The following is a 14,231-nucleotide window of genomic DNA, read 5'->3' on the forward strand; positions in this document are numbered from 1 at the left end:
CCCCCAGTGGAACGGTGTGCTTCGGCGGGCGGATCGGCGGGATGCGGGACGGGAGGCGCCCGGTCGCGGCAGGGCTGGGCGGTGCGGGGCGGCGTCTCCAGTGTGCCCCGCGCGCGGTGCGCCTCCGGACGGGTCCGGTGGCTCAGGGCTCATGGCGCCAGTTCGCGGCGAGGTCGCCCCACAGGTAGGCGGTGGTTTCGACGCCCTTGAGGAGCAGGTCCAGCTCGACCTTCTCGTTCGGGGCGTGCCAGCCGTCGGAGGGGACGGAGATGCCGAGGAAGAGCACGGGTGCGGCGAGGACGTCCTGGAGGTCGGCGGCCGGTCCGGAGCCGCCTTCGCGGGTGTAGCGGACGGGGCCTTCGAAGGCTCGGCTCATGGCGCGTACGACGGACTGCAGGGCCGGGTGGTCCAGGGGCGTCAGGCACGGGCGGGTGCCCCCGGTGAACGTGATCTCGCTGCGGATGCCCGCGGGCATCTGATCGGTGGCCCAGGTGTGGACGGCCTTCTCGATGTGCTCGAGGTCCTGTCCGGCGACCAGCCGGAAGGAGATCTTCACCATCGCGGAGGACGGGATGATCGTTTTGCTGCCGGGGCCCTGGTAGCCGCCGCCGATGCCGTTGACCTCGGCGGTCGGGCGGGCCCAGATGCGCTCCAGGGTGGTGAGGCCGGCCTCGCCGTGGGTGGCGTACGACTTGGCGGTGCGCAGCCAGCGTGCTTCGTCGAAGGGCAGCTCGGCGAAGAGTTCGCGCTCGCGGTCGGTCAGCTCGACGACGCCGTCGTAGAAGCCGGGGATCGCCACGCGTGCGTGGTCGTCGTGCAGGGCGGCGACCAGGCGGGCGGCGGCGGTCGCCGGGTTGGGGACGGCGCCGCCGAAGGAGCCGGAGTGGATGTCCTGGTCGGGGCCGTGGAGCCGGATCTCGCATTCGGCGAGGCCGCGCATGCCGGTGCATACGGTGGGGGTGTCCTCGGCCCACATACCGGTGTCGGACACGATCACGGCGTCGGCCGCGAGCCGCTGCGCGTGCTCTTCGACGAGGGCGCGGAAGTGCGTGGAGCCGGATTCCTCTTCGCCCTCGATGAGCAGTTTGAGGTGGACGGCGGGGGTGGTGCGGCCGGTGGTGGCGAGGTGGGTGCGGACGCCGAGTGTGTGGAAGAACACCTGGCCCTTGTCGTCCGCCGCCCCGCGCGCGTAGAGGCGTCCTTCGCGGACGACGGGCTCGAAGGGCTCGCTGTCCCAGCCGTCCTCGCGGGCGGCGGGCTGGACGTCGTGGTGGCCGTAGACGAGGACCGTGGGGGCTTCGGGGTCGTCGCAGGGCCACTCGGCGAAGACCGCGGGGGCGCCGGGCGTCGGCCAGACCTCGGTGGTCGGGAAGCCGGTCTCCTTGAGTTTGGCGGCGAGCCAGTCGGCGCTGCGGCGTACGTCGGGCGCGTGGTCGGGCTGGGCCGACACGGAGGGGATGCGCAGCCATTCGGCGAGGTCGTCGAGGAAGGCTGCACGGTGCTGCCCGATGTACGTGCGGACGGCGCTGTCCGGGGTCTGGCTCATGGTCACGAGCCTATCGGCCCGCACCGACATCCTGGTTGGGCGGTTCCTCACAGTTCATCTCGTCGACGGGCTCTTCGCTCAGCAGTCGCTCCAGGGCCGACCGGCCCGGCAGGTCGTCCGGGCGTACGACTTCGCCGGTGCGGACGTACAGGAACGCGGCGTCGACGGACTCCAGGGGTACGCCCTGCTGCTCGGCCCAGGCGAGCCGGTACAGGGCGAGCTGGAGCGGGTCGGCGGTGGGGGCGCGGTTGGTCTTCCAGTCGACGATCTCGTACGTCGTCCCGTCGCCGTCGCCGGTCCGGTAGACGGCGTCGATACGGCCCCGTACGACGCGGCCGGCGATCGCGACCTGGAAGGGAGCCTCGACGCGGTACGGCGTGCGGTGGGCGTACTCGGTGCGTTCGAAGGCGTCCTTGAGGGCCTCCAGGTCGCGCTCGTCGGCGATCTCTGCCTCGCTGCCGGGGAGGTCGTCCGGCTCCAGCATGGGCAGCGTCAGCGCCTCGAAGCGGGTTTCGACCCAGGCGTGGAATCGGGTGCCTCGACGTGCGGCGGGTTGTGGGGGGCGCGGCATGGGGCGCGCGAGTTCCTGCGCGAATCCGTCGGGGTCGGCGGCGAGGCGCAGCAGCTGGGACACGGTGAGCGAGGCGGGCAGGGGTACGTCCGTGACGCTCGTGCGGGCGCGCAGGAGTTCGCCGGTGAGGGCGTCGAGGTCGCGGTCCCAGGAGGCGAGGGTGCGGGCCTCCTCGGGGGTGAGGGGGGCCGGTTGTGCGGGGTGTGGGCGGGCGGGGGGCTCCGGGGGGTGTGCCTGGTGCGGGATGGCCGGGGTGGTCGGGACGGCCCGGGTGGCCGGGGTCGGGCGGTCGCTGGTCCAGGCGTCCCAGTCCTCGGGGTCCTCGTCCTGCGGATCGTCGGCGAACTGCGGATTGTCGGCGAACGCCTCGTCGTCGTCCGGTGGCGGGGGCCAGTCCGGGTCGTCGTAGGTGTCGGGGTCGTGGGTCGCGGCGGGGTGGCCGTCTTCGTGGGCTGCGAGGTTCTCGAGGTGGGTCAGGACGGTCTCGGCGGCCGCGCGGCGGCGGGTCAGGGCGGCCGGGTCGAGGGGCAGGGGCCACAGCTGGTCGGTGGTCTCCCGGTGCAGGGCCGGGTTCTCCTCGTCGTCGGCCGGTTCGTCCGTCCATGCCTCGATCTCGCCGTATCCGGCCGCGCAGTGGTCGTAGAGGGCCTGGAGGAAGTCGGAGGGGCCCCGTCGCTTCTTCTGGGTGGGGCCCCACCAGTGGCCGGAGCCGAGGAGGAGGGAGCGGGGGCGGGTGAAGGTGACGTAGCCGAGGCGGAGTTCTTCGGTGTGCTGGTGGTCCTTCATGGCCTCCTGGAAGGTCTTCAGGCCGCGGGAGTCCCAGGAGGCGACGTCGGGGAGGGTGTCGGTGTCGCCGCGCAGTTCGTGCGGGAGCACCTTGGCCTGGGCGGTCCACTTCTCGCGGCCCTGGGTGCTGGGGAAGGTGCCGGTGACCAGGCCGGGGGCGACGACGACGTCCCATTCGAGGCCCTTGGACTTGTGCGCGGTGAGCACCTTGACGGTGTTCTCACCGCCGGGGAGGGCGTTGTCGAGGCCTTTCTCGTACTGGGCGGCGGTGCGCAGGAAGCCGAGGAAGGCGAGCAGGGTCGCCTCGTTGTCGCCGGCCGCGAAGGAGGCGGCGATGTCGAGGAAGTTGGACAGGGTCTCGCGGCGGCGGGCGGCCAGCGCGTGCGGGGAGGCCGACAGCTCGACCTCCAGGCCGGTGACGGCGAGGACGCGGTGCAGGACGTCCATGAGCGGGTCGGACAGGGCGCGGCGCAGGTCGCGCAGTTCGGTGGCGAGGCGGGCGAAGCGCACGCGCGCGTCCGGTGAGAAGGGCAGCCCGTCGTCCCCGTCGCCGTCCAGCGGTGTCTCCAGGAACGTGTCGAGGGCGTCCGCGAGGGAGATGACCTCGGCGGGGTCGACGCCTTCGACGGCCTCGGCGAGCCGACGGTCGGGGTCGTCGTCGCCGTCCACGCGCGCGTGGGACACCAGTACGCGTGCCCGGCGGCCCAGGAGGGCGAGGTCGCGCGGGCCGATGCGCCAGCGGGGGCCGGTGAGCAGACGGACCAGGGAGGCGTTGGCGCCCGGGTCCTGGAGGACCTCGCAGACGGCGACCAGGTCGGCGATCTCGGGCAGGTGGAGCAGGCCGGACAGGCCGACCACCTCGACGGGGACGTCACGGGCGACGAGCGCGCCCTGGATCTCGGCGAAGTCGGTGGCCGTGCGGCACAGGACGGCGATCTCGCCGGGTGCCTTGCCGGTGTTCACGAGGTGGGCGACGGAGTCGGCGATCCAGTCGATCTCCTCGGCGTGGGTGGGCAGCAGGGCGCAGCGGACGATGCCGTCGCGTTCGGCGCCGGGCGCCGGGCGCAGGGCTTCCACGCCCGCGTGCATGGCGCGCAGGGGCTCCGCGAGGCCGTTGGCGAGGTCGAGGAGGCGGCCGCCGCTGCGGCGGTTCTCGCTGAGGGCCTGGCGGGTGGCGGGGCGGCCGTCGGCGTGGGCGAAGTGCTCGGGGAAGTCGTCGAGGTTGGCGACGGAGGCGCCGCGCCAGCCGTAGATCGCCTGGCAGGGGTCGCCGACGGCCGTCACGGGGTGGCCGGTGCCTTCGCCGAACAGGCCGGCGAGGAGGACGCGTTGGGCGACGGAGGTGTCCTGGTACTCGTCCAGGAGGACGACGCGGAACTCGTCGCGCAGGATGCCGCCCACTTCGGGGATCTGGGCGAGCTGTGCCGACAGGGCGATCTGGTCGCCGAAGTCGAGCAGGTCGCGTTCGCGTTTGGCGGCGCGGTAGCGGACCACCAGGTCGGCGAGTTCACGGCGGGCCGCCGCCGCTTCGGGGACCTTGCGCAGGTCGGCGTTGGTGAGTTTGGCGCTCTGGAGGGTGAGCAGCAGTTCGGCGTCGTGTGCGCGCAGCCTCTCGGGCCGTACGAGGTGCTCGGCGAGTTCGGCGTCGAGGTTGAGGAGGTCGCTGACGAGGTCGGCGAAGGAGCGGGTGAGGGCCGGGTAGGGGCCCGGGGCTTCGCGCAGCACGCGCGCGGCGAGCTGATAGCGGGTGGCGTCGGCGAGGAGGCGGGAGGTCGGTTCGAGGCCGATGCGCAGGCCGTGGTCGGTCAGCAGGCGGCCGGCGAAGGCGTGGTAGGTGGAGATCACCGGCTCGCCCGGCGGGTTGTCGGGGTCGATGACGTCGGGGTCGGTGACGCCCGCCTTGACGAGTGCCTTGCGTACGCGTTCGGCGAGTTCACCGGCGGCCTTGTTGGTGAAGGTCAGGCCGAGGACCTGTTCGGGGGCGACCTGGCCGGTGCCGACCAGCCACACCACGCGGGCCGCCATCACCGTCGTCTTGCCCGACCCGGCTCCGGCCACGATCACCTGCGGGGCGGGCGGCGCGGTGATGCAGGCCGTCTGCTCCGGGGTGAACGGGATGCCGAGGAGCTCCTTGAGCTGATCGGGATCGGTGATACGGGCGGACACCTCAGGAAGGCTAGCGGCGAGCACTGACAGTGGATGCCAGACCGCCTCTCGGGCCGGAAGAAGCACAGGTCAGCACGGGTGGTGTGATCGATCACTCCGGATATCGATCACTCCGGATGCTGACGATGCGTCACTCCACCACGTGTCGCCCCTCGGGTCGCGCACTGCACGACGCCCGGAACGCGCAGTGTGTGCAGTGTTGTCCCGCGTTGGGTGCGAACCGTTCGTCGAGGACCTTGCCCGCGGCCGTGGCGAGCAGGTCGCCGACCCACTCCCCCTCCGGGCCGTCCAGGGGCCGCTGTCCCTGCACCTTGGGCAGGGTCTCGCCGCCGTCGCGTTTGGCGGCGCCCTGACGCAGCTGGACGAGTTCGGCGCCGCCCGGCTCGGGGCGCACGCCGTCGAAGGCCTCGTCGACGGCTCCCTCGCGGACGGCGAGCTGGTAGACGGCGAGCTGGGGGTGCCGGGTCACCTCGGCCGCACTGGGTGCCTGCTTGCCGGTCTTGAAGTCGACGACGTAGGCGCGTCCTTCGCCGTCGGCCTCGACGCGGTCCATCTGACCGCGGATGCGTACCTCGAAGTCCCCGGCTTCCAGGGTCACGTCGAAGTCGTGCTCGCTCGCCACCGGGGTGCGCCCCGCGCGGTCCATCACGTGCCACTTGAGGAAGCGTTCGAGCGCCACGCGCGCGTTGTCCTTCTCCTGCGCCGACTTCCACGGCGCGTCGAAGGCCAGCGCGTTCCACACGGAGTCGAGGCGTTCCATGAGGACGTCGAGGTCGGCCGGGGTGTGTCCGGAGGCGACCTCGTCGGCGAGGACGTGCACGACGTTGCCGAAGCCCTGGGCGGTGGTGGCGGGCGCGTCGGCCTTCACCTCGCGACCCAGGAACCACTGGAGGGCGCAGGTGTTGGCGAGCTGGTCGAGGGCGCTGCCCGAGAGCACGACGGGCTGGTCGCGGTTGCGCAGCGGCACCTTGGACTCGGTCGGCTCGAACATGCCCCACCAGCGGTACGGGTGGGCGGCCGGGACCAGTGCGCGGCCGTCCTCGTCCGCGAGCGCCGCCAACCGGGCCAGCCTGTGCGCGGCGGCCTCCCTGAGCGTGTCGGAGGCGCGCGGGTCGACCGTCGTCGCCCTGAGTTCGGCGACGAGCGCGGCGACGGACAGCGGGCGGCGCGGGCGGCCGGTCACGTCCCTGGGTTCCACGCCGAGCTCGGTCAGGAAGCGGGAAGGCTGGTCGCCGTCGTCGGCGGCGCCCTTCACCGCTGTGACGACCAGGCGTTCACGCGCGCGTGTGGCTGCGACGTAGAACAGGCGGCGCTCCTCCGCCAGCAGTGCCCCCGGGGTGAGCGGCTCGGCGAGTCCGTCGCGGCCGATGCGGTCGGCCTCCAGGAGGGAACCGCGGCGGCGCAGGTCGGGCCACAGGCCCTCCTGGACGCCTGCGACGACGACCAGGTGCCATTCGAGGCCCTTGGAGCGGTGCGCGGTCATCAGGCGTACGGCGTCGGGGCGTACGGCACGTCGTGTGAGGGTGTCGGCGGCGATGTCCTCGGCGTCGATCTCTTCCAGGAAGTTCAGGGCGCCCCGGCCGCCGGTGCGCTCCTCCGCGCGGGCCGCCGTCGCGAACAGCGCGCACAGGGCGTCCAGGTCACGGTCGGCATTACGCCCGGCGGCGCCGCCACGGCGCGCGGTCCGCTCCAGGCGCGCGGGCCACGGCGTGCCCTCCCACAGGTCCCACAGCGCCTCCTCGGCCGTACCGCCGCCCGCGAGGCGTTCGCGGGCCTTGCGGAGCAGCGCGCCGAGCCGTTGGGCGCCACGCGCGTACGTGGGGTCGTGCACCGCCAGCCGCTCCGGCTCGGCGAGCGCCCGCGCGAGCAGGTCGTCCGAGGGCGGCGGCAGGGCGTTGCCCGCGGCCCGCTCCTCCTCGCGCAGGGCGCGGCCGAGCCGGCGGAGGTCGGCGGCGTCCATGCCGGCGAGAGGGGAGGCGAGCAGGGTGAGGGCGGTCTCGGTATCGAGCCAGCAGGCGTCCTCCCGGGCGGACGCTTCAGAGGCAGTCCCTTCCGGCTCCGCGGAAGAGGCCACCACTGCCGCCTCCGTCGAAAGAGGCTTCTCCGGCGGAGGCTCGTCCGACTTCCCGGAGGGTGCCTCTTCGGGACCGGTCTCCCCTGCCGTCCCGCCCGCCGCCTCCGCCACGGCCACCGCCCGCAACGCCGTCAACAGGGGCGCTACGGCAGGCTCGTGCCGCAGCGGCAGGTCGTCGCCGTCGATGTCCAGGGGCACCCCAGCCGCCGTGAGTGCTCGGCGCACCGTCGGGATCGTGCGCGACCCCGCGCGTACCAGCACGGCCATCTCGCGCCAGGGCACGCCGTCCTCCAGGTGGGCGCGGCGCAGGATGTCGGCGATGTTGTCCAGCTCGGTGCCCGGCGTCGGGTAGGTGAAGACCTCGACGCGGCCGCCCTCGCGGACCGGGGCGAGCTCGCGGTGCGCGCGTACCTTCTCCGCCGGGAGCCGGGTCAGCGGCATGCGCTGGGTCAGCAGCCGGGTCGCGGTCAGCAGGCCGGCGCCGGAGCGGCGGGAGGTGCGCAGCACCTGGACGGGCGCGGGGCGGCCGTCCGCGCGCGGGAAGGCGTGCGGGAACTCCAGGATGCCGTTCACGTCGGCGCCCCGGAACGCGTAGATCGACTGGTCGGGGTCGCCGAACGCGACCAGGTTGCGGCCGTCGCCGGCGAGCGCCCGCAGCAGCCGTACCTGCGCCGGATCGGTGTCCTGGTACTCGTCGACGTACACGGCGTCGTACTGCGCGGCCAGTCGCGCCGCGGTCTCGGGGCGGCGGGCGAGGAGCACCGCGCGGTGGACGAGTTCGGCGTAGTCGAGCACGCCCTGCAGGTCGAGCACGTCGAGGTACTCGGCGAGGAAGGCGGCCGCGGCGCGCCAGTCGGGGCGGCCGATGCGGCGGGCGAAGGCGTCCAGGGCGTCGGGGGCGAGGCCCAGCTCGCGGCTGCGGGCGAGGACCGCGCGGACCTCGTCGGCGAAGCCACGGGTGGTCAGGCAGGCGCGCAGGTCGTCCGGCCAGCGCACATGGGCCAGTCCGAGCCGCTCCAGGTCCGGCTGGCCCGCGAGCAGCCCGCGGACGGTCACGTCCTGCTCGGGGCCGGACAGCAGCCGCAGCGGCTCCGTGAACAGGTCGCTGTCCTGGTGGGCGCGGACCAGGGCGTAGCAGAACGAGTGGAACGTCGTCGCCCGGGGCGCGCGGGCCGCCCCCGTGCGCAGCGCCATGCGGTCGCGCAGTTCCACCGCGGCCTTGCGGCTGAACGTCAACACCAGGACGCGCTCGGGGTCCCCGCCGCGGGCGATGCGTGCCGCCACCGACTCGACGAGCGTGGTGGTCTTGCCGGTGCCCGGACCTGCGAGGACGAGCATCGGGCCGGTGTCGTGGTCAACCACGGCGCTCTGTGCGGCGTCCAGACGAGGGGGAGCCACTCGGACCGCAGGGGTACGCACCAGGCGGTAAGCGCCACGGGTCCCCTGTCGCACCTGGGGGTGCGACAGGCGCCTGGTGGAGGAAGAGGAGCTCACGTGGTTCGCCGGTCCTGGTGGGAGTGCAGGTTGTCACTGCCGGCGCGGAGCGCCGTCTTCGCTGGGTCGTGGTCGGGTGACGGGTGGACGGCCCCTCGCGTGTGCAGGACGGTGGGCACGGGGTGAGGGGGACACGCGCAGCCGACGCTACGCCGCGGGATGGTGCGGAAGCAGGGCTTCCGATTCATCCCTCAGGGCACTCGTGTCACGTGCGTCCCTCGTACAACGAACGTACGTCATGTCACGCGCGTGCCCTGTTTCCCCCGTACGGATCAGGGGTCACACGGCGGGCGCTCCGATGGCGGAAGCTGTCAGGTGTGACCCTGTGCGCGTCCGCCGCCGTCCCACCGCGCCCGCTTCATGTCCAGGCGCGGCAGGTGGCCCTCGGCGGCCCTGCTCGCCTCCTTCAGGGGCGTGCCCTCCGCGCGGTACTGCTCCAGGGCTCTGAGCTCGTGTCCGGGCAGCAGGACGCCGTCCGAGCGGACCACGCGCCACCACGGCACGGCTCCTCCGTAGAGGGCCATCACCCGGCCGACCTGCCGGGGACCGCCCTCTTCCAGCCATTCGGCGACGTCTCCGTACGTCATGACGCGCCCCGGCGGGATCAGCTCGCTGACCTCGAGGACCCGCTCGGCGTACTCCGGCAGCTCGCCGGCGTGCTCCGGGCCGGTATCGGCGGACTCCGGGGCGGTCTCGGCGTACTCCGGACGGGCGTCGTCTTGGGCCGGGCGGGCGTCGTCCGGGAGGCTCTCCTCGCTCATCCGCCCCATCCTGCCCCACGGCACCGACAATGTGACGCGCTCGCCACTGTGCGTATCCCTCGCCCTGCGGCGGCGCTTCCGGCAGACTGTGCGCCCCCGCATTTGCACCCTGATGCCCCCGTGTGTCGGTGGAGCATGCCACCATCGTGCGGGCGGTGACTGGTGATACGAGATCAAGAAGAGACGATGAAGCAGCAGGGTGTGCACCCGGAGGATGCGGAGAGCACCTCTGACGCTTCGTCGCGCCCTGGCACCGTGAACGCCGGCAAGAAGGACGCCGCCGACCGCGACGACGGCAGGAAGCACGAGGCCGGCAAAAGCACCGACCCCAGCGAGGCGGGCCGCAAGGCCGTCGAGGGGAAGGCCGCCTACGACCTCGAACTCGACGAGGTGCACGCCGACGAGGTCGAGGGCGACGAACCGCTGCTCCCCGCGCGCGTGCATCGTCCGTCGGACCTGATGCGGCTCCTGGTGGGCGTGCTCGGCATCGCGTTGCTGCTCGCGATCGCGGCGTTCGCGCACGGCACGACCTCAGGACTCGAGCAGGACATCAACAAGGGCACCGGGCAGGCGCCCGACGTGTTCAGCAAGATGGCCGGGCTGGTCTCCAGCATCGCGATCCTGCTGGTGCCGGTCGCCTTCGCGATCGAGCGCCTGATCAAGCGCGACGGGCTGCGTATCGCCGACGGCGTCCTCGCGGCGGTCCTCGCCCACGGAGTGACGCTCGCCACCGACCTGTGGGTCGCACGGGCCGCCCCGGACTCCATCCGCGACGCCCTCACCCAGCCCGCCCCCGGCGACGTCGGCTCCCTCACCGACCCGGTGCACGGCTATCTCGCGCCGGTCATCGCCTACATGACGGCGGTGGGCATGTCCCGCAGACCGCGCTGGCGTGCGGTGCTGTGGGCGGTCCTGATCCTGTACGCGTTCTCCATGCTGGTCACCGGCTACACCACGCCGTTCTCGATCGTCCTGACGCTGCTGATCGGCTGGACCGTCGCCTACGGCACGCTGTACGCGGTCGGCTCGCCCAATGTCCGCCCCACCGGCCGGACGCTGATGGCGGGCCTCAGGCACGTCGGCTTCCGCCCGGTGAGCGCGGCCCGCGAGGAGCTCTCCGAGACCCAGGAGACCACCGACCGCGGCCGACGCTACTTCGTCACGCTCGAGGACGGTCCGCCGCTCGATGTGACGGTGGTCGACCGGGAGCAGCAGGCTCAGGGCTTCTTCTATCGCGCGTGGCGCAATCTGACGCTGCGCGGCTTCGCCACCCGCAGCAGCCTGCAGTCGCTGCGGCAGGCCCTGGAGCAGGAGGCCCTGCTCGCCTACGCGGCCATCGCGGCCGGTGCGAACGCGCCCAAGCTGATCGCCACCTCCGAGCTCGGCCCGGACGCCGTGATGCTGGTCTACGAGCACACCGGCGGGCACACCCTTGACTCGCTGTCGGACGAGGAGATCACCGACGATCTGCTGCACGGCACCTGGCGCCAGGTCAAGGCATTGCAGTCGCGGCGGATCGCGCATCGCAGGCTCGTCGGCGACGCGATTCTGGTGGATCGTTCCGGCAAAGTGATCATCACAGATCTGCGGATCGGTGAGATCGCGGCCAACACTCTGCTGCTGCGGATGGACATCTCCCAGCTGCTGGTGACGCTCGGCCTGCGCGTCGGTGCCGAGCGCGCGGTGGCCTCGGCGGTGAGCGTGCTCGGCCCCGACGCCGTGGCCGACTGTCTGCCGATGCTCCAGCCCATCGCGCTGAGCCGCTCCACGCGCGCGACGCTGCGCCGGCTCGCACGTGAGCGGGCCCAGCGCGAGCGCGAGGCGGTTCTGGAGGCGTCCCGGCAGGCCAAGCACGCCCGTAGCGAGGAGGCCGCGGACGACACCGAGGCCCCGGTCGACAAGCCCGGCACCAGCCTCGACAAGCCCGACAAGAAGACCGTAAGGGCGCAGGCACGAGCGGAGAAGCGGGCGATCGACGATGCCGTGGAGGAGGCGCGCGAGGAGGACCTCTTGACGCAGATCCGGCACGCGGTGCTGCGCATCAGGCCGCAGGCGCCGGTCGAGCCGGCCCGTCTGGAGCGGGTGCGTCCACGCACGCTGATCAGCCTCATCGCCGGTGCCATCGGCGCGTACTTCCTGCTGACGCAGCTCACGCACATCGAGTTCGGCCCGCTCGTCGCCAACGCGCAGTGGGGCTGGGTGGCCGCGGCCGTGCTGTTCTCGGCGGCCAGCTACTTCGCGGCGGCGATGGCGCTGCTGGGGTTCGTGCCCGAGCGGGTGCCGTTCCGGCGGACCGTGGCGGCGCAGGTCGCGGGGTCGTTCGTGAAGATCGTCGCGCCGGCCGCGGTCGGTGGCGTCGCCCTGAACACGCGCTTCCTCCAGCGCGCGGGAGTGCGGCCCGGGCTCGCGGTGGCGAGTGTCGGCGCTTCGCAGCTGTTCGGGCTCGGCTGCCACATCCTGATGCTGCTGTCCTTCGGCTATCTGACCGGCACCGAGAAGACGCCGTCGCTGTCGCCGTCCCGCACCGTCATCGCGGGTCTGCTGACGGTGGCGGTGCTGGTGCTCGTGGTGACCTCGGTGCCGTTCCTGCGGAAATTCGTCGTCACGCGCGTGAGGTCGCTGTTCGCGGGTGTCGTGCCGCGCATGCTCGATGTGCTCCAGCGGCCGCAGAAGCTGGTCACCGGCATCGGCGGCATGCTGCTGCTGACGGCCTGCTTCGTGATGTGCCTGGACGCGTCGATCCGGGCGTTCGGCAGCGAGGGGACATCACTCAGCATCGCCAGCGTCGCGGTCGTCTTCCTCGCGGGCAACGCGCTCGGCTCCGCCGCCCCCACGCCGGGCGGTGTGGGAGCCGTGGAGGCGACGCTGACCGTCGGTCTGATCGCCGTGGGCCTGCCCAGCGAGGTCGCCGCGCCTGCGGTCCTGCTGTTCCGTCTGCTGACCCTGTGGCTGCCGGTCCTGCCGGGCTGGCTGGCGTTCAACCACCTGACCCGTAAGGGCGCTCTGTAGCGCGAGAGGGCGCACGGGAGGCTGTGCGGGCCGGGCAGGCATCGGCGGCGGGCGCGTCGTACGAGAGACCCCGGGAGGGCTTGTCGTACGAGGACCCGGTCGCCGTACGTTGTAAGGGTCCGGAAGGTGAGGTGCCGCCGTACGTTGTAAGGGCCCGGAAGGTGAGGCGCCGTCGTACCTCGTACGGCCTGTGCCCCGAGCGCCCCACCTCGTGCGACCTCAGGATGGGACCATGCCGAAGCCTCCCCGGATGCGCGCCGCGGCCTTGACCGCCACCGCTCTGCTGCTGTCCTCCCTGCTGGCCGGTTGCAGCGACGACGACTCCGGGAACGACGAGGACCTGACGGCTCAGGAGCTGAGCTGGAAGGACTGCCCGGCCCCCTCCCAGGCGCAGGGCGGCGGAAGCAGCCCGTCCCCGCTGCCGGACGACGGCACCTGGCAGTGCGCCACGATGAAGGCGCCCCTCGACTGGAACGACCCCAAGGGCGACACGATCGGCATCGACCTGATCCGGGTGAAGTCCAGCGGCGGCGAGAACGGGCGCATTGGATCGCTGATCTTCAACTTCGGTGGACCCGGCATCTCCGGAGTCACCACACTGCCCTCCTTCGGCGCCGAGTACGAGAAACTGCGCACCCGCTACGACCTGGTGAGCTTCGACCCCCGCGGGGTCGGCCGCAGCGCGCCGGTGCTGTGCGAGGACGACCAGCAGCTCGACGCCTACTTCCAGCAGGACAGCACACCGGACGACGCCGCCGAGCGGACCGAGCTGGTGGACGGCACCAGGCAGTTCAACGCGGCCTGCGAGAAGAACTCCGAGGAGATGCTGCCGCGTGTGCGCACCACTGACGCCGCCCGCGACATGGACCTGATGCGCCAGGTCCTCGGTGACGACAAACTGCACTACTTCGGCTTCTCGTACGGCACCGAACTCGGCGGCGTCTACGCCCACCTGTTCCCCAGGAACGTGGGCCGCGCGGTCTTCGACGCGGTGGTCGACCCGACGCAGAACTCCGAGCAGGGATCGCTCGCCCAGGCCGCGGGATTCCAGCTCGCGCTCGACAACTTCGCCGCCGACTGCACGTCCCAGGTCGAGGACTGCCCGATCGGGGACACCGCCGAGGACGTCAAGGCCCGCATCGCGAAACTGCTGAAGGACCTCGACAGCAAGCCCATCGAGGGGATCTTCCCGCGCGAGCTGACCGAGTCCGCCGCGACCAGCGGCATCCTGCAGGCGCTGTACTCGAAGGACCTGTGGCCCTACCTCACCCAGGGTCTCCAGGAGGCCTACGACGGCAACGGCAGGATCCTTCTACTGCTGTCCGACTCGCTGAACGGGCGCAGTGAGAACGGCGAGTACAGCAACGTCGCCGCCGCCAACGTCTCGATCAACTGCGCCGACGAAAAACCGCGGTACACCCCCGAGTACGTGCAGAGGAAGCTGCCCGAGTTCCAGTCGGCCTCGAGCGTGTTCGGCGTGGGCTTCGCCTGGTCCATGCTCAGCTGCACCGACTGGGCGGTGGCGGGCGCCGCCGAACGTCCCGACGTCAGCGCGGCCGGTTCGTCGCCGATCCTCGTCGTGGGCAACACGGGCGACCCTGCCACGCCCTACGAGGGCGCGCGGAACATGGCGCAAGCGCTCGGCAGGGGCGTCGGCGTCGAGCTGACGTACAAGGGGCAGGGGCACGGCGCCTACAACAGCAAGAACCGGTGCGTGCAGGACGCGGTCAACGGCTATCTGCTGGACGGGAAGGTCCCGACGGCCGGCACGGTCTGTTCCTGAGACCGATCCGACGGACCTCAACTCATAAGAATCCGCAGGTC

Annotated in this window: 6 protein-coding genes; 2 read left to right on the forward strand and 4 right to left on the reverse strand. The window is 72.3% G+C overall.

Features of this window, described 5'->3' with window-relative positions; translation table 11 throughout:
* Window positions 1-142: 142 nt before the first annotated feature.
* From ACFPQ9_RS01325 to ACFPQ9_RS01340, 4 genes are all read right to left on the reverse strand, one after another.
* Window positions 143-1,546 carry a dipeptidase gene (locus ACFPQ9_RS01325; RefSeq protein WP_380845067.1) on the reverse strand — a complete coding sequence of 468 codons (1,404 nt, stop codon included), beginning with the start codon at window positions 1,544-1,546 and terminating at the stop codon, window positions 143-145.
* Window positions 1,547-1,556: 10 nt separating this feature from the next.
* Window positions 1,557-5,069 (reverse strand): ATP-dependent helicase, encoded by a 3,513-nt coding sequence (locus ACFPQ9_RS01330; protein WP_380845070.1) that lies wholly within the window; start codon window positions 5,067-5,069, stop codon window positions 1,557-1,559.
* A 130-nt stretch (window positions 5,070-5,199) separates the two neighbouring features.
* Window positions 5,200-8,637 (reverse strand): ATP-dependent helicase, encoded by a 3,438-nt coding sequence (locus tag ACFPQ9_RS01335; RefSeq protein ID WP_380845073.1) that lies wholly within the window; start codon window positions 8,635-8,637, stop codon window positions 5,200-5,202.
* A gap of 311 nt (window positions 8,638-8,948) precedes the next feature.
* Window positions 8,949-9,398, reverse strand: coding sequence for an MGMT family protein (locus ACFPQ9_RS01340; protein ID WP_380845076.1), 450 nt, complete (start codon window positions 9,396-9,398; stop codon window positions 8,949-8,951).
* A 186-nt stretch (window positions 9,399-9,584) separates the two neighbouring features.
* Here ACFPQ9_RS01340 and ACFPQ9_RS01345 point away from each other — a divergent pair, with 186 nt between their 5' ends.
* Both ACFPQ9_RS01345 and ACFPQ9_RS01350 read left to right on the forward strand, forming a co-directional pair.
* Entirely contained in the window at window positions 9,585-12,407 is a 2,823-nt protein-coding gene (locus ACFPQ9_RS01345) for a lysylphosphatidylglycerol synthase transmembrane domain-containing protein (protein ID WP_380845079.1), read from the forward strand.
* A 232-nt stretch (window positions 12,408-12,639) separates the two neighbouring features.
* Window positions 12,640-14,190, forward strand: a complete 1,551-nt coding sequence (locus ACFPQ9_RS01350) for an alpha/beta hydrolase (RefSeq protein WP_380845082.1) — start codon at window positions 12,640-12,642, stop codon at window positions 14,188-14,190.
* Window positions 14,191-14,231: the final 41 nt, after the last annotated feature.

The organism is Streptomyces coerulescens (assembly GCF_042657965.1).
GTDB lineage: Bacteria > Actinomycetota > Actinomycetes > Streptomycetales > Streptomycetaceae > Streptomyces > Streptomyces coerulescens.